This window comes from Hymenobacter cellulosivorans (assembly GCF_022919135.1).
Lineage (GTDB): Bacteria > Bacteroidota > Bacteroidia > Cytophagales > Hymenobacteraceae > Hymenobacter > Hymenobacter cellulosivorans.
Window position 1 is genome coordinate 4,773,350 of sequence record NZ_CP095049.1, and the last position, 21,101, is coordinate 4,794,450.

Here is a 21,101-nt window from a genome sequence, read left to right on the forward strand (position 1 = left end):
TCTCTTTCTACCAACCGCTTTCCTCTTCACGCTATGCCCTTCGCCGCCCGCCTTACCGACATGCATACCTGCCCCATGCAAACCCCGGCCGTGCCGCCTATTCCGCACGTGGGCGGCCCCATCGTGGGCCCGGGCGTGCCCACGGTGCTCATCGGGGGGCTGCCCGCGGCCGTGCTCGGCGACTCGGCCGTGTGCGTTGGTCCACCCGATTCTATTGTCATGGGCTCTACCACGGTCATGATTGGTGGCAGACCGGCGGCCCGCATGGGCGACCCCACGGCCCACGGGGGCAGCATTGTGCTGGGCTTCCCTACAGTCCTGATTGGCGGCTAAGCAACCCTACTTCTTCATGGAACACGGCATTGCCTCTTTTCTGGGCCGGGGCTGGAGCTTTCCACCCCACTTCGATGAGCGTACCAAGCTGCTGGTGACGGCCACCGACGAGGACGACATCCGCCAGAGCCTGCACATTCTGTTTCACACCGAGCCGGGCGAGCGAATCATGCAGCCCGAGTACGGCTGTGCCCTGCGCCAGTTCTTGTTCGAGCATCCTTCCCTCTCGACTATTACGCACATGCAGGATGTGATTTCCAAGGCCATCCTGCGCTTTGAGCCCCGCATTCTGGTGCAGGCCGTACTCGTCGATACCCAGCAACTCAACGATGCGCTGCTCTTCATTCACGTCGACTACACGATTCGCACCGTCAACAGCCGCCACAACGTGGTGTTTCCCTTCCTGCGCGAGGCTACGCTGCTGGGCGGCAAGATTTAACTTCTGATTACGCTTTAGCTTAATGTCCACTCCGGCCCCTACTTTTTCCACCCCCAAGCATCAAGCGCACCTGCAGAGCGGCGGCATTTCGCAGCACGCCCGCCTGCTGCCCGACCTGCTGCCCGGGCACCTGGAGCTGGATGCCCGCCAGCCGGAAGACCTGCTGGCCTATATCACCCGGTTTTCGGAGGTGGTGCGCTACTACCGCGTGGCCGAAGACCAGCTCATTGCCGACGGCTTCTGGAGCCTGGAGCACCACCGCAGCACCCTGATTCTGGCCGTCATTGCGGCCCAGCCGGTGAAAACCCAGGCTGAAAACTACGCGGCCCTGATTGGGCGGCTGCGCGCCAAAAACAACGACACGGTGCAGCAGCGTAAGGCCCTGCAGCGTTTGTTTGCCGCTATCGGCACCATGGCTACCACGCTCAACAAATGGTGTGAGTACCACCGCATGGCCGGCCTGCACCCCGTGTTTCAGGGCGAGCTGGAAGAAGCCCTCGACAAGCTTGGGCCCGTGCTGCGCGGCGCGGCGCTCTACGAAGCCGTGCTGGCCCGGCAGCAGGTAGTGCGGCGCACGACTCTGACCGAAGAGTTTCTGCAGGCTTTTAACCTGCGCAACTGGCACCATTCGCAGGCGGCAGAGGCCTGGCTGGTGCCGGCGGAAGTAGAGGCCTTGCACCAACAGCTGCTGGCCCACACGCTGCACCCCTCCACGGTGGTCAATGAGGTGCTGGACCTACTGCGCAAGTTTCAGAACACCCAGATTCACCTGGCCAACCTGGCCCAGAAAACCCTGCGCCAGGACGCCAGAGGCAAGGGCGACTACCTGCCCGAAATCGGCCTGCTCATTACGTTTACTCACCTGTACCGGTACGCGCAGCGGGCTCTGAACAACATTCCGGCGCGCCATCTTGATTACTACTACCGCAAAGTGCTGCGCATGCAGCCCCGCGAGGCGGTAGTACCCCACTCCTACGCCCACTTTGAATTGCTTAAAGGCAGCCGGGAGGTGCGCATACCCAATGAGCTGCTGGTGGAAGGAAACAAGGACGAGGCCGGGCAGCGCACCTTTTTCCGCACGGCCGAAGAACAGACCCTCACCCCCTGGCGCCTCGAAACCCTGTCGACGCTGCACGTGGCCCGCACGGCGGCCGGGGCCGCGGTGACGGGCCTCTACCTTTCCCGCGTGGCCGACGCCGCGGCCGGACCGGGCGCAGGGCTGACCAATGCAAACTGGCCGCTGTTTGGCGAAGATCAGGCCCTGAAAAGCCACCTATACCGCACCATGGCCGATGCCACGGTGGGCTTTGCGGTGGCCTCGCCCGTGCTGCTGCTCCAGGAAGGACACCGTACCATTCAGCTGTGCCTGCACTGCCCGCCCGACAATATTAAAGCGCTAGGCCTGCAACTCTTTGCCGCTAATGCCCACCGCACGACCACCGACGCCCACCGTGCCCAGCACTGGGTAACGGCCTTTGAGCGGCTGGGGCTGCCCGCTTTCCAGGCGCACATCACCGGGGCGGGCGGCTGGCAGCCGCTCACCATCCGAACCCTGACCCTGGACCGGGGGCAGAACACCGTTACGTGGCTGCTCACCCTCGACGCGGGCCAGCCCGCCGTGGTGGGCTACGACCCGGCCCTGCACCCGGGCCGCTACGCTACCACCCAGCCCGTGGTGAAGCTGGTGCTGAACCCGAACGTGGCGGAATACGGCTACTCGTCGTTTGCCGCGCTGCGCCCCCGCAAGATTCAGCTTTCAGTCAGGGCCCGGCACGTGCAGGGGCTGCTGCTGAGCAACCAGCTCGGCCGCCTCGACGCCAGCAAGCCGTTTTTCCCGTTTGGGGCGGCCGTACGCTGCGGCTCCTACCTGCAGGTGGGTCTGCCCGAGCTCTACGGCAAGCACGTCACCAAGCTTACCTTGCTCGTCGACTGGCTGCAGCTGCCCACCGAGCCCGGCGGCTTCACGTCTTACTACCGGGGCTACACCCCGCCCATTTCCAACGACTCTTTTACGGTCGAAACCAGCTTCCGCTCGGGCTGGCAGTGGGTGCCGACACTGCCGCAACGCCAACGGTATCCGCTGTTTCAGCCCGAGCCCAGTGCGCCGGACCAGCTGCGGACCTGCACCCAGCTTGATCTTACGCCGGTAGGCGCCGTCCAGGCAACGTCAACCGCGACGACAGGCCCGCTCAACGACCCGGGCTATGTGCGCCTGGAGCTGCGGGAGCCGGCCATGGGCTTCGGCGACGAGCAGTACCCACTGCTGCTGGCTGAAACCTTGCAACACAACGTGCGCAGCTCCACCAAGCGTCCTTTGCCCCGGCCCCCGTTTGTGCCTCAGGTGAAAAGCCTCAAGCTTTCTTACCAGGCCGAGGATGAGCTGGATATGTCGCTGATGTCGCTGCGGCAAGGCGTCGAGCACCGCCACTTTTTCCACGTGCATCCCTTTGCCGAGTACGAGCCGGCCCGGATGCTGGGCCAGCAGGCCGCCGACAGCCACCTGGTGCCGTTGCTCCCCGAATTTCCGGCCGAGGGCAGCCTGTACCTGGGCCTGAGCAACCTTACGCCGGGCTCGATTATTAACCTGGTGTTCGTGCTGCACCCACAAAGCCGCACGATTACCTCGGCTCAGGATTTTCCGGCCGTTAGCTGGGCTTACTTGGCCGATGACCAGTGGGTTTCGTTTGTCCCGGGCCATACGCTGCGCGACGTCAGTGAGGGGTTTACCCACCTGGGCCAGACGTATTTGACGCTGCCCGACCTGCTGCAAACCGAGCACGCGCTGATGCCCAGCGGCCTGTTTTGGGTGCGGGTCCAGGTGAAGAACAACACCAAGCTATTCAGCCACGTGCAGGCGGTACATCCCCAGCTAGTGCGGGTGGTGCAGGTACTGCCCGACCCGCTGCCGACCCCGCCCAAAGGCTTGCTGGGCGTAGCGGGGGTGCGCCTGGCCTTGCCCTGGCTTGGTGGCCGCGACGCGGAAACCACTGCGGCCTACTACACCCGCGTTAGTGAGCGGCTGCGCCACCGCAACCGCGCCATTACGCCCTGGGACTACGAGCGGATCGTGCTGGCCCAGTTTCCGGAAGTGCACAGCGTCAAATGCCTCACAGCTCAGCAGGTGCGCCAGTTGGGCTATCCGCCGGGCCGCATCATTCTGGCCGTGCTGCCGCACCAGCATGCCCTGTCCGAAAGCGGGGAACCCAGCACTACGTGGCCGTTTTTCAATGCCGCCCAGCTCCAGCGCATCCGCAACTGGGTGAAGGCCGTGGCCTCGCCCCACGTGGAGGTGGAAGTGCGCAACCCGCAGTACGAGGTGCTGACCGTGCGCTGCCAGATTCTCTACAAGCCGGTGTACCAGAAATTCGACCAGTCGCGGCAGCTGCACCGCGACCTGGCCGACTTCCTTTCGCCCTGGGGCCTGACGGAGGCGCTGCGTGGCGGGTTTCACGACCATTTTCACACGTCCCTGATTACCTCCTTCATCAACCAGCGGCCCTACGTGGACCGGATCTGGGGCTTTTCGCTGATCAAAACTGGCCTGGTCGACGAGCTGCACCGCTATTATGACTCGGCTGCTTTCCAGGAGCAGGACGACGTGGAAATCCGGGCCGACTGGCCCTGGACGGTGTTTGTGCCCGCCCCGCGCCACTACCTGGAAATCAAAACCCAGAAAGAGTGGGCCGCCCCGCAGCCCACCGGCATCGGCGACCTGCGCATTGAGGAAGGCTTTACTATTGGCCTGCATTTCGACCACGAATCGGGCCCGCCGGCTGCCGCGTTATGAGAAATACCGACGGGCTCAAAAACCGCCAGGAGCTAAAGGATTACTTCAAACAGGGCGCCATGCCCACCGAGAAGAGCTTTGCCAACCTGATTGAATCGGTGGTTAATCGCCGCGACGACGGCTTCGAGAAGTCGCCGGAAGCGGGCATGATGCTGGCGGCCAGCGAGGACTATCGCCGGCTGCTGTCGTTGTACAAAAACATGCGCCAGCTGCAGGAAGATGCCCCGGCCTGGCTGCTGGAGCTACTGCAGAGCGATAGTCAGGCTCCTTCGGCCGGGCTGAGCTTCTCGGAGTTGCAGACGGACCCGGACCCGGATTCGACCGGCAACCCGGTCGGCTACGACTGCGGCTGCGACGACGAGGACGCCAGCGTGGGCCCGGCCCGGCCCAAAACTGTCAGCCGGGTGCTGCTGCAGCCGGGCGGCAACGTAGGCATCGGGACAACCCACCCAACTGAGCGCCTGGACGTGAACGGCTTTGTAGGCAGCAAGGGCCGCATCGGCACCTATATCGGCTCGCGACCCAACAATAAGGCCGTTCCGGCCGACCGGGAGTGGCACCCCATTATCGAAGGCCTGGATGGGCTGCACGTGTTCGAGATTGTGGCCGCCGCCTACGGCCCTACCGGCAAGGGTCGCTACGCCCTGACCCACGCCACGGCCCTGAGTGCGTTCGGCAAGTCGCGCAGCCGCATTTACCGCAAAAATGCCTGGTTCCGGGGCTGGTTTCAGAAAATTCAGTTCCGCTGGACCGGCGAGCTGCACAACTATTCCCTGGAAATGCGCTCGGCCAGCCACTACGGGCCGGGGGGCTACATTACTTATTCCATCACGCATCTGTTCGACGACCGTCGTCCCCTCGTGCCATGAGCAGTCCTTTATTCGACCAAAACCCGGCTATCTATAAGGATTTGCCCCTGGAACCGGGCGAGGACTACGCTTTTCTGCGCCACCAGGGCCTGGAAATGCTCCAGCAACTGAGCGGGCGAATCTGGACCGACTACAACGTCCACGACCCGGGCATCACGATGCTGGAAGCCTTATGTTACGCCCTGACCGACCTCACAAACCGGGCGAATCAGTCGGTACCCGACCTGCTGGCTCCCGACCCACGCCAGCCCGAAGCAGCGGTCAGCAGCACCTTTACGCCGCCCCACGAGGCCTTCTCCAACCACCCCGTAACCCTGGCCGATTACAAGGCCCTGCTGCTCGACAACTTTCGGACCCAGCTTAAGAACGTCTGGATTGAGCCGCTTGAGCACGCGACGCCGCAGGAGCAGCCGGGCCAGTATCAGGTGGAAGTAGTGCTGAGCAAGCCGCCGATGGACGTGTTGGCCCTGGGCCAGAACAACCGCCTGGAAGCGGCGGCTCAGCTGCGCGAGGCCGTGCTGGCCGACGACATCCGGGACTTTCTGAACCTGCACCGCAACCTGGGCGAGAGTTTTACCAAAGTGGTGATTCTCAAGCCCCGCCAGGTCAGCATCAGCGGCACTATCGAGATTGAGAAGGGCTTCGCGCAGGAAGAAATTCTGGCCGAAATCCTATGGTTGATTGATTTCTACCTGGACCCGTACGTATCGCCGCAGCACCTGCAGGATCAGCGGGCGGCCGGACAACGGGTGGAGGATATTTATGCCGGGCCCCTTCTTAAAAGCTACCTGCTGCAGGAAACCGCCTTCCGGGCCCGGCACCAGCAAGTGCACCTGGCCAGTATTCTCAAGCGCCTGCTGAAGCTTCCCGGTGTGCGGGGCACCAGCGGCCTGATGCTCCGCCTCGACCAGGGCCCGGCCACGGGCGTGGTTTTACTCGAAGCGGACGAGTTTCCGGTGCTGGACGCCCGCGTCAGCCTCGCCGACCTAGTCGTAAATTACCAAGGCATGGGGCTGGACTTTGACCGGCAGCGGGTTTTTCGGCTGTTCAAGGAGCGGGAACGGCTGGCCGACAACCGCCTGCGCAGCCGCTTGCCTGAAGAGCAGCTGCACTTTGCTCCGCCCCTGGGCGACTACCTGAATCTGAGCCACTACGAGTCGATTCAAACTGCTTTCCCGGCCATTTACGGGTTGGGCGAAGAAGGACCACCGAGCAATTCTTCCCTGCTAGCCCAGGCCCAGGCCTTGCAGCTCAAGGGCTACTTGCTGCTGTTTGAGCAGATTATGGCCAATTTCTGCGCCCAGGTAGACCACGCCAAGGATTTGCTTTCCGCCGATTCGCAGCGCACTACCTACTTTAGCCAGCCCCTGCACACGGTTCCGCGCTGGGACCTGCTGCTGGGCGACGTGCCGGCCTCCTCCCACGAGATTCTGCACGATGCTACCAGCTACCAGCGGCGGCGCGAGCAGCAGAGCCCGACCACGGCCGATACCCGCTACCAGCGCACCCTGCGCCGCTCGTTGCGGGAGCAGCCGGATGAGTTTCTGGAGCGCCGCAACGCTTTTTTGGTGCATTTGCTGGCCCGGTTTGGCTACAGCATCAGTCCCTACCAGCCTTTGCTCAGCCAGGCCCGCGCCATCAACCAGTACGCCATCAGAACGCGGGAACAGCTGCTGCGCTACCTTTCGGCGGCTACCTACCACCGGGGCGCGGCGCGCTTCGAGGTCACGCTGCCGGGCCTAGCCGAGGCGCACGAAACCTCGGGCCTGGAATTTTTCCTGTATCTGCTCACCGGCGTTGAGTATGTTGAACTGAAAATAGCCCGGCAGCTTACCCTGGCTCAGCTGGAGGCCCGGGTACATCTTTCAGCCCGCGGAACCGGTCCCGAGCCCGCCGCCCAGCTGCTGGTGCAGGGCGACGTGCCCGATTTTGCGGCATTTCTGCGGCTGATGCAGCAGGCCCGCACCACGGCCCCCACCCGCCTGACCCCCACCTCGGTGCACCTTGCGCTGGGTGGTAAAACCGTGGCCCTGAGCTTGCGCCGGAAGTTGCCGCGCGTGGCCCGGGTGGGCGTGGTGCAGTGGGTGCAGCGGTATTTTCAGAACCTGGACGAGCAGCTGGAACGCTTCTACCTGCTGGACCACGTGCTGCTGCGGCCCGCCGACGATACCGACGCCCCTGCTACGGGCAAACCCGAACCCGGCTTTTTCCAGTACCAGGCCACGCTGGTCTTGCCCTCCTTCACGCGGCGGTTCAGCCTCAAGACCGAAGCCAAGGACCACCGCTCGACCTACTCCTACCGGGAGTATTTCCAACACCTGGTGCAGCAGAATGCTCCGGCCCACCTGCTGGTAAACGTGCTGTGGCTCAGCTATGAGGAACTGCGAGCCTGGGAAACGCTGTACCTGGAGTTCCGGGCGGCCCTGCAGCGCCACAATTCGGCGGCGCGGGTGCAGCCCCAGCAGCAGCTGACGGCTTTTTTACGGCGCCATCTGGCGGCCCACACCTACTAGGCCCGCGCTTCTATGTCCCGGCAGCCCCACGCCATTCAGCAGCTTCGCTTCGAGCTTGCGTCAGATAACTCCCAACTGGCGCCCCGGCTGCAGGACCGAGTCAGCAGCCTGTACCGACACCAGTTGGAGGCGCTGCTTGGGGAAGAATTGTCGCACAACTGCCCGCCCGACCTGCTGCTGACCTTGCCTGAGCTAGTGCTGGACCTGGGAAGCATTGCCGACAGCCAGTTGGAAAACGAGTTGCCGGCCCGGCTGCGGCAGGCCTTATACGCGGCGCTGGGCCCGGAATTGCAGCGCCGGGCCACCCAGGCCCATTTTGAGCCGAAGCAGGCCGCCGGGGCGCTGGGCGTGCTGCCTTTTTTTCTGGCGCACGGCTACTTGCCCTGGCAAACCGACGCCAGCCATTTTTCCCTGGCCGAAGCCGTATTGCAGGCGCTCAACCAGACGCCGGTCGAATTTCGCAGCTTGCTCCGCCGCCTTGGCCAGCAGGAATCGGTGCGGCAGCGGCTGGTGCGACAGCTGCGCCCAGATCATCTGCAGCGCCTGATTGGCCTGCTGGAGCCCACGCACGCGCTGCTGATTCAGGCCTACATTCAGGAAACCATTCGGGCCCAGGAAGCGCAGCGCCTGGCCCCAGTGCGCGACGCCGACCTGCAGCAGGTGGTGTACGAGCTGGTGCTGACCGACTTGCTTATCAGCCGCAGCACGCAGTTCAACCGCCGCACCTTTGTGGAAAGCCAGATTCGGCGGCTGGCGGCCCGCTTCAACCTGACCTTCGAGGGGCTACTGCGCCGCTTGGTCGTCTTGTCGCAGAAGCCGCTGCCGTTTTCGGCCCAATCGTCCTTGCCCGGCATTCTGCGCTCTATTTATCAGGATATTTCGACCAAAGCGCCCAGTAGCCCCACCCCTCCGCACGTCGCGCCGCCCCCGGCCAGTACGGCTGGCCGCCCAGTCGTGGCGGTGGTTACGGAGGCAGCCGAAGCGGCCGCCGCCCCGCTGGAAATGCTGATTTACTTTCTCCGCCACGAGTCGCTGCCTTACTGGGCCGGGGCCCGCCGCACCGCCACCGATCTGCGGGCTACTTTCAGCACCGTGCTGCAGCAGGGGTGGGAAGCGTTGGTGAGTGTGGTGCGCCAGGCCGGTCCCCAACCGGCCGCCGCGACGCTGGCCCGCCGCTTTCCGACCGACCTGCTGCAGCAGGTGGTTCGGCTGGCGGTGCCGGGGCAGGTGCGGCCTTTTCTGGCCGTGCTGGCTGAGCATCGTCAGGTGGCCGCGCTACACTTCGGGGCGGCGGCAGCTCAGCAACAATTATGGGAGAAGTCCTTCCAGTACCTGCTACCCCATAAGCCGACGCCGTTCAACAGTCAGCATTTCAGCCGCTGGCTGGCCCGGCAGTTGTCCGTGGCCGGTCCGGAGCCGGCCGTGCTGGCCGCGGGTGCACAGGCTACGGCAAGCGTTGGGCCACCGACTTTGGGGCCGGCCGCTGGCTCCTTGCAAACCATCAGCCCCCCGGCTGGGAGCCGGAAAGAGCTCCGGGACCAGCCTTTGCCCATTTTGCTTCCTCTCAATACGACAGAGGGCGCTGCGTACGATGCCCTCGGCCGAGAGGTCCTTGTCGCGCCGCAACGCCAGCCGCTGGGTGCCACCGGTATCTTCCCCAGCGGCCCTTATTCAGCGGCCTCCAATCAGGCGCTGGCAAACAGTCCTTTAGCACCTGCTGCCTCCCCGCTGGCAGCCAGGTCTGACGGGCTGGCTCAACCGGCTAGCTTGCCAGCCGGTCAGCGCCCTTCTCCGGCGGCCCCAACCAGCTATTCCAGCTCGGAGCTGCCGGACAGGCACCTAGTGAGTGAGCTTTCGACTGCCCAAATAGCAAACCGCCTAGTACCATCCGCCCTATCAGCGCCCCAGAGTTTGGGGGCCGCTGGCTATGCGGACCGTACCACTGCGGCGCTGGCAGAGCAGCGCCCAAACCAACCGTATGTTGGACATTCGGGAACCTCTTTGGCTGCTACGGCCGGCCACACCGCTACCACCGGATTCTTTCCCGGTCATTCAACCGGGGGTGCGGGTGCCCTATCTCAAGCCAGTCCTGCGGCGGTTGCTTCCGGCACTATAGAGCCCTTTTTCGCAAACGTGGAGTCGGGGAGGTCAGCAGCGGGCTACGCAATGGCCGCTGATTACGGCACGACAGTCGCTGCTAAAGAACTGACCCTAAACCAAGTACCCGGAGCCGGACCGGAACAGCTGCCGCTTCACCAGTGGCCACTCCCGGTAAGCCGCGGCATGGTGCACCAATACCTGCGGGCGGGCGACGCGGTGCTGGTAGCGGCCCGCTTATCGGGCCATGCCATCCGGCAGTTGCTACGTCATCTTATTGAACAAGGCGACGCCGAAACCCTGGCATTTCTGCGTATTTACCCGACTCAGGCGCTGGCGCAGCAGCGCCTCTCGGCGCTGCTCGACTTCGACCTGCTGCTTCGGCTGCGCGACGTGGCACCGGCCCGGGCAAACCGGGCACGGCACCTGTGGGAGCCGGTGGTTCAGGTTTTCGGCACCCAGAACCGGAGCGGAGCTTCTGTCGTAACTCCCCGGCTCCGCCGCCTGGTACAAGCCGTGTATTACCGGTTTACGCTGACCGACCACCGGCTTTCTGCCCCAGCTCAGCAGCGGGAAACCCGCCGGATGGCTGCCGCCCACAACCTGTCGTGGGCGGCTGTGCTGCGCACGATGCGCCAACTGGCTACCCAACATCCCAACCTGGCCCGGGAGCCGCTTTTCAACCAGGTTTTTCTGGTGGCTCCTTCCAGGCCCGCGCCAGCCGCGCCGCGCCCCACGCTTAGTCACTCCGTATTCGTGAGCCCGGGCAGAAAACGGCCGGCGTTTAGCTCCGGGAAGTCGGGTGCCGGCATACCGGCCTCTGCTGCTTCCGCTGCTTCAGCCACTTTCCAGAGCTCGGCCAATGGGTTTCCCAATCCGGCCCCCGCTTACGAGGCAGCTCCCGGCGCGGCTACGGTGCCTCCGCTGCTGACCATTGCCATGCAGGACCTGGTGTTTCACTTCCTGCGCCACGGCCAGCTGCCGTGGTGGCAACCCACGGCCGTAACCTTACCCGAGCTGCGCCGGCATCTGGCCCAGCTCGTGCGGGCGCGGGCGGCTCAAGTTCAGACTTTTTTGGCCAGTCACGCGGCCGAGCCCGCCGTGCGGCAGCGCTTGGCCCAGTTGGCCGATTTTGCTACGCTTACCCAGCTTACAACGGCCACCGGGCCGAGTTCCGGCCGGGGGACGAGTATTCGGCGGGCATTGCTGGCGCTGGAGCAGGCCGTGCCCCACACCTCCCAGTACACCGCGGAGCAGTTCCGGCTTTTTCTCAAGGAAACGTACCTGCTTTTCCACTTCTCCCTGGCCCAATCATCGGCTATACCGGCGCTTCGCGTGGTGCGGCAGCTGGCAGCAAGCTACGGCCTAAGCTGGAAGAGCATGCTGCACCTCATCGACGAACTAAGCCAGCAGCAGCCGGTCCTGGCCGCGGAACCGTTTTTTGCCTGGCTGCTCGGGGCGCAGGAAGCCGAGGAACAACGGCGCCACAACCGCCGCCCGATCATTGCCCGGGCGCGCCAGGCTGCCGCCCAGCCGCCACAGACTACGTCCGGCACACGTCCGGCCTATTCTGCGCTTTATGACGGGCTGGAGCACTACCTGCAAACCGGCAAGCTGCCCCACCCAACGCCCGGCGGCGCGGCCGGGAGCGTAGCCAGCCTCTGGACGACTTTTCTGCGGCCCGCAAACCGGGCCCTGCTACTACGAATCCGGCCGTACCTGACGCTGAGCGTAGTGCGGGAGCGGGTGGCCGGCAGCGTTAGCCAGGACCAGTTTTTTACTCTGCTGCGACGCCTGTATCCGGTGCATTTCCGCATTCTGGCCGCCCCGCTGCACGACTGGCTGGCCCTGGCTGCACAAGGTGTGGTGCGCCTGGGCAGCCAAGCGGCGGCGCTATGGGAACTGGTACTGACGGCGGTGGAAACCACGGCGGCGGCCCGCTTTCATACCGAGCTGCTGCTGAGCCGCCTGTTGGCCGCCGAAACCACGCTGGGGAAGCAGCAGGCGCCAGCGGCGCGCGGGGCTTCGGTAGCGGGCATCATCCTGCGGCAGGCGGGCCGGGCCGGACTACCGTTCCGGAGCCGGCTGCCGGCGCTGCTGCAACACCTGGACACCACGGCCCGCCTGGCCGACCGGCAGAAGGCCGCCGCGGCAGTGGCTCCGGCAACGGTAGAAGCGCCCGAAGTACCGGCCCTGGCCACGGCTTATATTACCAATGCCGGGCTGGTGCTGCTCTGGCCGTTTCTGACCATGCTCTTCGACCGGCTGGGCTACCTCGAAAACCGCCAGTTTAAGTCAATTGAGGAGGCGTACCGGGCCGTGCATCTGCTGCAATTTCTGGCTACCGGGGCCGAAGATTTTCCCGAGTACATGCTGGTGCTCAACAAGCTGCTCTGCGGCGTGCAACAAACCCAGCCCGTGGTGCGGGAACTAGCCCTGACCGACGAGGAAAAAGAAACCGGCCACGGCTTGCTCGGGGCCGTTATCAGCCGCTGGGAAATTTTAAAGAAAACCAGCGTGGCGGGCTTGCGCGAGACTTTTCTGGCCCGCAACGGCCGCCTTGACTGGCAGGACGACAAAGTATTACTCACCGTGGAAACCAAGGCCTTCGACATGCTGCTCGACCAGCGTCCCTGGTCCATTGCCGTTATCCGCCTGCCCTGGATGCAGCTTCCTCTTTACGTAACATGGCGCTAACCTCTACCCTTTCTCCGACGGCCGTGGCTGCCACCGGGGCTACCCTGGCCCGGGAGCTCGACTGGCTCACGCACGTACTTGAAGCCCGCCTGCACCACTTTTTCGAGAACAGCACCGACCCGCTCCCCGTGTTCCCGGCCCCGGAGCTTGTCATGCCCGACGACTTCTACGCCCAGCTCGTCAGCCGGCACGCGCTGGCCTGGGCCGACCGGCTGGTACTAGCCCTGGCCCTGGCGCCCCACCTGCGGCCCCAGGCGCTGGACGCGCTGTTTATCCGCAACAGCACCTACGACCGGGGCTTTACCGAGTTTGGGGGCCTGAAAGGCAAAAATCATAGCGGCTTTCTGCCCACTGGCGAAACAGCGCTGTTTCTGCTGGCTGGGCCCGACCTGGCTCAGCGTCTGACCTACCACAGCACCCTCTGGCACCATTCGCCGCTGGGCCGGGCCCAACTCGTGCAGCTAGGCACCACCGAAGCCGGGGAGCCGGCCCTAAGCGGGGCCCTCACGGTACCGGCCGATACGCTGGCCTTGCTCACGACCGGGCAGCCGCCCCGCCCCGACTACAGCCCCGACTTTCCGGCCAAGCGCGTCAGCACCACCCTGGAGTGGACCGACCTGGTGCTGGACCACCACGTGCAGGAACAGCTGCTAGAAATGCGGGTGTGGCTGGAAAACCAGGACGAGCTGCTGCGACGCCCCCACTTGCGCCGCCACCTCAAGCCGGGCTACCGGGCTCTGTTTTACGGCCCGCCCGGCACGGGTAAAACCCTTACGGCCTGTTTGCTGGGCAACATCACCGGCCACGAAGTCTACCGCATCGACCTGTCGATGGTCGTGTCGAAGTTTATCGGGGAAACCGAGAAAAACCTGGGCCGGGTGTTTGATCTGGCCGAGCACCGCCGCTGGATCCTGTTTTTTGACGAGGCCGATGCCCTGTTTGGCAAGCGCACCGCCACGTCCTCGTCCAACGACCGGTATGCCAACCAGGAAGTGGCCTACCTGCTGCAGCGCATCGAGGACTTTCCCGGCATCATCGTGCTGTCGTCGAACCTGAAAGCCAACCTCGACGAAGCCTTTGCCCGCCGCTTCCAAGCCATGATTCACTTTCTGGCTCCCAAACCTACCGAGCGGGAACGGCTCTGGCGCCAGGCCTTTGCCGCCCCGCTGCAGCTAGCCGACGACGTGAATTTTCGCGACCTGGCCGAAGAGTACAGTCTTACCGGCGGGGCCATTATTAACGTGCTGCGCTACTGCGTGCTCCACACCCTGCAGCCGGCCCGGTCCATTACCCGCGCCGACATTGTGCGGGGCGTGCAACGCGAAGTAGCCAAGGACGGCAAAACTCTTTGATTATGCTTGTTGCTCCCCAAGCAGTACGTTTCCAACGGGCCCGCCAAGTTGCCCGGTTACCTTTAGCGACCTAGCCTCGTGAAGCAGCTTTTCTCGGCAGCCAATTCTTACTTCAGCGCCCGATTCCTGGCGGTGCTGCTGGCCTTTATTATCGGGCTCAACGGGCTGGCTTTCTATAGCAGTCAGCGGCCTGCCCGCGCCCAGCAGCCGGCTGTGGCTCCGGCCTCGGCAGCTTTCACGGCCACACCCCCGGGCAGTTTATTCGATTTTCAGCAGTACGACCGGCTCGACCAGCAGCGCCTGGCTCACGACACAGTGTACCAGGCCCGGCCCCGGCCCCACAGCCCGGTGCGCTATCAGCTGCGCCGGGGCGCTACCGTGTTTGGCTGGCACCCCTACTGGATGGACAACGCCTACGTCAACTACGATTTCAACCTGCTTACCTACGTGGCATTTCACGGCTACGAGGCCACCCGGAAAGGCGAGCTTACGGAGCCCCCGCGCGGCGACTTCGACGGGCTGCTGCGGTCCGCCCACCGCATGAATCCGCACTGCAAAGTGCTGCTCAGCGTGGCGTACCGCGAAACGGAGGCTGATACCCTGCTCTTCAGCGCCGACAGTGTCGCTACGGCGGCCCGCAACCAACTGGTAGAAAACGTGGTAGATGAGGTGCTGGCCCAGAATGCCGACGGTGTAAACCTGAATCTGGATTTCGCTCTACCCGCTGCCACCTGGACGCCCCAAACCCGCCAGCAGCTGGTGCAGGAAAGCAAGCAACTGGCCAAGCGCCAACAGGCCTGGCAGCAAAAGCGCGACTCGCTGGGTCCCGCTCTGGCGGCCCTCAACCACGCCCAGGTGATGGTGCTGCTGGCCCAGGGCTCCCTGGATGCGGCCCGCAAATACCTCAACCAGCGCACCGAGCAGCTAACCACCAAAACCGCTGATTTGCAGAAGGAAATGCAGCGCCTGTCCACTGAACTGAACCGGCAAGCTCAGGAATATGTGGACCTGGGTCTGCGCAAACAGCCCCTCACGGCCAAAAACCAGCAGCTGCCCAGCCAGAAGAAAAAACTGGAGCGCCGCAAGAAGTGGCCCGCTATGGTGCGGCTCAACTACCAGAAAAAGCTGCTGCGCTACCGTCAGGATTCGACGCTGCTGGTGGCGTATGGCTTGCAGCTACAGCAACACCGCCAAGACGTGGCTGCCTACCGCCAACAGATGGCTGCTTACAGGCAAAGCCTGACTGACCGTGGCACGCTGGCAGGTCAGCGGCAGGCGGCCCAGGCAGCCCTCAGTCGGGCTGCGCTCGACTCGGCCTATAAGGAGCAGGAAGTAGAGCAACTGGCGGCCAGTTATGCCCGGCGCAAAGCGGCCTACAAAGCCGACTCGGCCGTAGTAGCCCAGGACCAGGTCGCGCTGGACCAGTTGCTGACGCAGGCCGCCGCCGACTCGGCTACCTACGCCCAGCAGCTGCCCCAGCGCCTGCAAACCCAGCAGGCCCGGGCCGGGCGCCTGCGCTCCTTCGTGGCTGATCTGGCGATGAGCCTGCGCCAGGAAGACTCCTCATTTGTGCTCACGCTCAGCCTGCCGGCCGTCGACGCGGCCGGCACCTACTCCCACTTGCAGGTGCTGACCAAAGTGGTGGACTTGTTCGTTATCAAGCCTCACGACTACACCGCCGGCCAGTTGCCGCCCGGCCCTATCATGCCGCTGAAGCCCACGCCCCAATCGGGCGGGCACGCAGTCAGCACCTCCGTGAAGTATTACCTGAACCAGGGGGTGCTGCCCGGCCAACTGCTGGTAACTTTTGCCCACCTCAATAAGGTATGGCCCCAGGCCAATCAATTGCCGTCCCGCTTGCTGGGAGCCGCCGGGCAGGACCAGGCACCCTTCCGCTACCTGACCAACAGCGTATTCTGGACTCAGAACACCCTGCTCGCGCAGCCCGACAGCACCACGCTCGGCACCTTGACGGATTTGCGAAAAATGCAGGCCTGGGTGGAGGATTCGGCTACACTGGGCCCCAAGTACTACTGGATAACCAAGCAGCACCTGGCCGGCGTGGGCATCTGGGCCCTGGGCTACGACAACAGCGACGACCAAACCTGGAACCTGCTACGGGAACGGTTTGGCGTACCTATTGCCGAACCCCTGCTCGACCAGGTTCTGCACGTGCTGCTGCTGTCGGTGGCAGTGCTGGTGGCGTTCTTCCTGTTTGGGCTGGCCTTGGCCCTGGCCTTGCGGGCCTACGCCATTGTGCCCAACCCGACGCTGTTTGCTACCATCTGCGTACTCATTGTGCTATGCGTGGCCAGCCTGGGCCTTTACCTGTGGTTTATTGATGAGCTCGACTTTTCCTCTACCCAGCTGCCCTGGATTCTGGCTATGGCCGGCCTGTGGCTGCTGGTCTTCATCGGCTTTGTGTACAGCCGCTACTGGCGCCAGCAGGTATTGCCCTAATCAGCCGCCACTGACTTACTCTACCGTAGCCGTGTCGGCCAGCATGCTCACGGCCGCCACGACCAGCCGGGTCAGGTAGATACCCACCAGGCACAGCACGAAGAGCAACACCTTGAGGGTGGTTTCGTTGTGGTGCAGCTCCTGCACAATCCGCTCGTAGTTGACCGTGGATATTTCCAGCAGCTCGCGCAGGCCCGTGGAGAGCAGCAGCGCCACAATCAGGGCCCCAAACAACCACAGAAACTCCCGCAAAAAGGACTGCTTCAGGTTGGCCAGAAAGTCTTTCATATAGTGATACTAAGAAGTAGTGAATGGCGGGCGCTAGGCTCCCCAATCAGCTGCTTTCGTGTTCCATTTCTTCATTATAGCCTTCATCGGGCTCGGCGGTGGGCGAAAGCACCAGCGGCGAGGTGGCTTCCGGGGCCGGTGCCCCAATGGGATGCTGCGTCATCCAGTGCTGGGCCCGCAGGTGCACCTGCTGATCAACTGGCCGGGCGGCCAGGGCGTTGAGCAGCGTAGTTACCTCAGCGGGCCGGTCAAAGAATCCATACTTGGCGCGCACGTACTGCTGAAACAATTGCTGCATTCGCAAGGTAGTGTTCAGCAGCTGAGTGTACTGCTCCAACTCCGCGGTGTGCTGCCGCCACTGCTGCAGGCCCGCAAAGTCGGCGGCCCGAAGGTTGGCTCCCAGCTGATTAGCTAAGAGCTGCTCCAACTCCTGCACCCGCGCGTCGGAGGCGGGCAGGTGGCTGCGCACGAACAGCAGGGCATGCTCCAGCCGGTTCAGGTCGGTGGTAGCGTGGCCCAGCAGGTTTTTGTGCATCCAGTGCTCGGCCTGCACTTCGTAGCGGGCATCTCCTGGCTTTTCACCTAGGCCGCTTAAAATCCGGTTTACCTCAGCGGGCCGATCGAAGAAAGTAAACTGCTGCTGAACATACGCTTTGAATCTTTCCTGCACCTGCATCGTGGTGTGGAGCCGCTGCGCGTAGGCCAGCAGGCGGCTGGTTTGCTGCCGCCAACTTTGAATCAGCTCAAAATCGGCTTCCTCAATCCGGAATAGCTGCTGCGCCTGCAAAGCGGGCACCAGTTCCCGCACCCGCTCGTCGGCCCGATTCAGATCAGCGTGGATCGAGCCCAGCGCATTGCCGATTTGAGCTAGGTCCAGCACGGCGTGCTTGAGCATAAACCCGAGCTTGATTACTTCGCGGGAATCCGCATTCATCCTGACGATATCGATATACTCGCGCACTACCAGATGCTGCGAGTGGCCGGCAAAGAAAGTCAGTAGCTCCTGGGCCTTACCAACGGTCAGCTTCAGCTTGCCGGCTTCCATGGCGGGCCCGGCTTGCTTCCGCACCTCTTCCCGAGCCAGCTCGATTTTGGCGCCTATTTTCCCAACGTTAAAGCCAAAGGTGCCCGGGTTTACGCCCGCATACGCCAAGGCACCGCGGGTAGCCTGCTTTTTAAAGCGGTAGTCGTCTGAATCCTCGTCTTCCGTCCGGAGCTTGCCAAAAAAGTGTTCCTGGGTTATATTTTGCTTGGTCTTGGCATTATCGGTACCCGTCCGCCACTGGTGTTTTTCCTGCAAGGCTATAAACGTCTGGCTCAACTCGTTACGCTTGGCCTCAATAGCGGCTAGCTCGATGTTGCGCTCATCGGCCACGAAGCGCCCGTACTCGTTGTAAAATTCGTCGTTGGTGGCGCTCAGTACCTCCTTCAGGTCGAGTTGGTTGTAACGAATCTCGTACACGAAGGGTCGGTTGCGCCAGCTCGTACCCGTTTTGCTCTGGATATGGTCGCGGGAACCTTCACTGGTAATGTCAATCCAGGCAATCTGGTTGTCCCCATCCGCGGCCACAATATCGGGGCGGGTGTGGCCGGAAGCATGCTGCTTAATAATGTCCAGACCTTCCAGCCGGGCACTCAATTCATTGTTTACCAGGGTTTCAATGGCGTACCCAAAGCGGGCATAAATGATTTTCATGGCCTCCTCGGGTTCCGCCGAATACTGATTAGCCGCCTTATACCACTGCTGCAAATGCTTGTCCGGGGCGTGTTCGAATGCCCGCCACTGCAGGGCCAGCGCCCGGGCCCGATCCACGGCTTTGTCAATGACATCCACGATACGGTCAATGCGAGCCTGGTAGGTATTCTTGTCCTTCTGCGCCGCTGTCGTCGGGTACGAATACGGCTTACGCTGCACCACCGCCCCCGAGGTAGGCGTCGTTGCCAGCACGGCGGTCGGCTGTTCAGCGCGGAGCTGCGCGGCTTTGGCGCCCATTACGTCGGCCTCGTGTTCCAGGCCGGTCTCGTCGTTGACGGGCACGCCGGCCTGCAGCTGGCGGGTCGCCTGCACCCGCCCCTGCTTCTGCTGCACCACGTGCCAGGCCTCGTGGGGCAAGTGCTGCTCCTGGCCCGGGGCCAAGTGAATGTCTGAGCCCTGGGCGTAGGCGTGGGCCTGCAGCTGGGCCGGCGTACGGGAGTTGTAATGCACCCGCACCTCGTCCAGGGAGTGGCCCGAGAGGCTTTCCACCCCCGCCTTGAGCCCATCGGGCAGGCCCGTCCGGTTTTCCTTTCTCTGCAGCGCTGGCGCGGGCCGGGCAGCCAGAGAATGGGCTGGGCGCTGCACCAGGGGCTGTGGAGCCTTCGGCTGGGCCACGGCCGGATGACTTATTCCCTGGCTTGCTTTCCGGGGCTCATCGGTACTGGCCGGGGCGGCCTCACGACCGGGACCTGAAGGAAGCTTTTGTTTCATACGCTAACTATTCGATACTACACAGTTATAATTAGCCGCCTCCCTTGCTGGTTAAACTTACGCCGAATAATGGCGCCGCGCAATATAGCTAGTCACGAAAGCCGAAAGCGTGGTTCCCCTCGGCTCACTGCCAAGGAAAACCACGCTTTCGGACGGGTTGGCTGTAACCCGGAATTAAATCTTCTCGGGCAACAGGGTTGCTTCGGGGTAGTTGCCGAGTACGGGCTGGGCCGGGGCACCTTCGGTTACGGCTTCTACCAGCAGCTTACCACCCACAAACGCGCCTTTCCAGGACTCGCCCAGGCCGCCAAACACCTCTTCCCGGTCGCCGCGGGAGCGAAGTTTGTTGACGCCCATTTTGAAGGCCCGCACTTCTTTGGCGGTACGCTGGGCCCACTTCTCGTCGTCGGAGGCCAGGGCGCCGACCAGGGCGCCGTTGCTGATGTTCATTTCGCCCACCAGCTCCTCAACCCGGTCGACGAGCACGATGGAGTCGATGGGGCCGAAGGGTTCCTTGAAGTACAATTCGCTTTGCCGGGGCAGGTTCACGAGGGCCCGCGGGGCGCGGTAGGCACTCATATCCTGGCCGGGCAAAAACAGGCTCTCGTCGAGCTTGCCTTCAAAAATGGGCGTCGCGCCGGTTTTAAGGGCATTTTCGTAGAGCCGGTCGAGGTCTTCGGCCTGGGTTTTATTGATAACCGGGCCAAAGGCCAGCTCGGGCAGCTTGTCGTCGGGGTTGTCGACCAGGGTGGGGTTGCCTACTTTCAGGCTCTTGACGGCCTCCCAGTAAGTTTCCAGGAATTGCGGAAACAGATTGCGCTGCACCACGAAGCGCACGTAGGCCGTGCAGCGCTGCTTGCCGTAGTCGTAGCCCTTCTTGAGCTGGTCGGCCAGGCTCTGCCAGTCGCTGTAGTTCCAGATGCCGTAGGTGTTTACGCCTTCCATTTCCAGCATGTAGCGTTTGTGCTCCTGGCTCAGGGCGTCGGCAATGTTGCGGCCGTTGTAGCGCCCCCCCACGAAGCTGAGGCAGTCCACGGCTTCGTTTTTCACCAGCACGTCGCTCAGCTCCCCGCCGGGGCCACTGACCAGCGTGACGGGCAGACCGCAGCGGCGAGCAATGGCGAAGGCGAAGCTCAGGGAAATAAAGCCGCCGTCAGTGGGCGTTTTGGCAATAACCGAGTTGCCGCACAAAGCCTGCACCAGCACCGCGTGCAGGAGTACCGAATGGGGGTAATTCCAGGAGGCAATATTGGAAACCAGGCCCAGCGGCGTGCGGGAGCCCAGCATTTCCTCGATATTATCCACGTACCACTGCACGCCCTCGATGGCGCGGTCAATGTCGGTGAAGCCCAGCTTGTAGGTTTTGCCGATTTCCCACATCAGCAGCTTGCCCACCAGCTCCACGTGGGGGCGCAGCTGGTTGAGGCATTCCTGCACCTTGTGGCGGCGCTCATCCAGGTCGGTGGCAGCCCAGGCGGCAGACTCTTTCTTGGCAAACTGCACAGCCTGAAGGGCCTGCTCCCGGTTCAGCATGGGCATGGCAGCCAGCTGGGTACCGTCGATGGGCGAGGTAAACTCGCGGGGCGTGCCGGGCTGCTGCCACTGGCCTTCCATCAGGTTCTGAAACTTACCGTCCGGGGTGAAAATTTCGGGCGTAATCTGCTTAACCTGATTCAGCAACGAGCCGAATTCTACCGCGGGCGAAATGATTTTGGGCATGAAAGAATGTGTGATGATGGTGGATTGGACCGGGCGGGTGGGAGCAGATAAGCGGAATTTGGTTTGTAAAAGCCGCGAAC

Annotated in this window: 11 protein-coding genes; 8 read left to right on the top strand and 3 right to left on the bottom strand. The window is 63.2% G+C overall.

What is annotated here, in order from left to right:
• Positions 1-33 precede the first annotated feature (33 nt).
• The 8 genes from MUN80_RS20245 (at position 34) to MUN80_RS20280 (ending at position 16,547) form a co-directional block, all read left to right on the top strand.
• The gene (locus MUN80_RS20245; RefSeq protein ID WP_244715730.1) at positions 34-333 is read left to right on the top strand and encodes a PAAR domain-containing contractile injection system baseplate protein; all 300 of its coding nucleotides are present in this window, start codon (positions 34-36) and stop codon (positions 331-333) included.
• A 16-nt stretch (positions 334-349) separates the two neighbouring features.
• Entirely contained in the window at positions 350-772 is a 423-nt protein-coding gene (locus MUN80_RS20250; RefSeq protein WP_244715732.1) for a gp25 family contractile injection system sheath assembly initiator, read from the top strand.
• 22 nt (positions 773-794) lie between these two features.
• The gene (locus tag MUN80_RS20255) at positions 795-4,559 is read left to right on the top strand and encodes a baseplate J/gp47 family protein (RefSeq protein ID WP_244715734.1); all 3,765 of its coding nucleotides are present in this window, start codon (positions 795-797) and stop codon (positions 4,557-4,559) included.
• Positions 4,556-5,428 carry a contractile injection system tail -fiber like adhesin gene (locus MUN80_RS20260; RefSeq protein WP_244715736.1) on the top strand — a complete coding sequence of 291 codons (873 nt, stop codon included), beginning with the start codon at positions 4,556-4,558 and terminating at the stop codon, positions 5,426-5,428. The genes MUN80_RS20255 and MUN80_RS20260 overlap by 4 nt, the downstream gene beginning before the upstream one ends.
• Entirely contained in the window at positions 5,425-7,941 is a 2,517-nt protein-coding gene (locus MUN80_RS20265; RefSeq protein WP_244715738.1) for a hypothetical protein, read from the top strand. Before MUN80_RS20260 ends, MUN80_RS20265 begins: the two co-directional genes overlap by 4 nt.
• A 12-nt stretch (positions 7,942-7,953) precedes the next feature.
• Positions 7,954-12,735, top strand: a complete 4,782-nt coding sequence (locus MUN80_RS20270; RefSeq protein ID WP_244715740.1) for a contractile injection system tape measure protein — start codon at positions 7,954-7,956, stop codon at positions 12,733-12,735.
• Entirely contained in the window at positions 12,726-14,087 is a 1,362-nt protein-coding gene (locus MUN80_RS20275) for an ATP-binding protein (RefSeq protein ID WP_244715742.1), read from the top strand. Before MUN80_RS20270 ends, MUN80_RS20275 begins: the two co-directional genes overlap by 10 nt.
• Positions 14,088-14,165: 78 nt before the next feature.
• Complete coding sequence (locus tag MUN80_RS20280; protein WP_244715744.1) at positions 14,166-16,547, top strand: glycosyl hydrolase family 18 protein; 2,382 nt, start codon at positions 14,166-14,168, stop codon at positions 16,545-16,547.
• Positions 16,548-16,562: 15 nt separating this feature from the next.
• Here MUN80_RS20280 and MUN80_RS20285 read toward each other — a convergent pair whose 3' ends face one another.
• The 3 genes from MUN80_RS20285 to MUN80_RS20295 form a co-directional block, all read right to left on the bottom strand.
• Positions 16,563-16,835: a hypothetical protein gene (locus tag MUN80_RS20285; protein ID WP_244715746.1), complete on the bottom strand. Its 273-nt coding sequence runs from the start codon at positions 16,833-16,835 to the stop codon at positions 16,563-16,565.
• Positions 16,836-16,881: 46 nt separating this feature from the next.
• Positions 16,882-19,302 (bottom strand): eCIS core domain-containing protein, encoded by a 2,421-nt coding sequence (locus MUN80_RS20290; RefSeq protein WP_244715748.1) that lies wholly within the window; start codon positions 19,300-19,302, stop codon positions 16,882-16,884.
• A 174-nt stretch (positions 19,303-19,476) separates the two neighbouring features.
• On the bottom strand, positions 19,477-21,021 hold the full coding sequence (locus MUN80_RS20295; RefSeq protein ID WP_244715750.1) for an aldehyde dehydrogenase family protein: 1,545 nt from the start codon (positions 21,019-21,021) through the stop codon (positions 19,477-19,479).
• Positions 21,022-21,101: the final 80 nt, after the last annotated feature.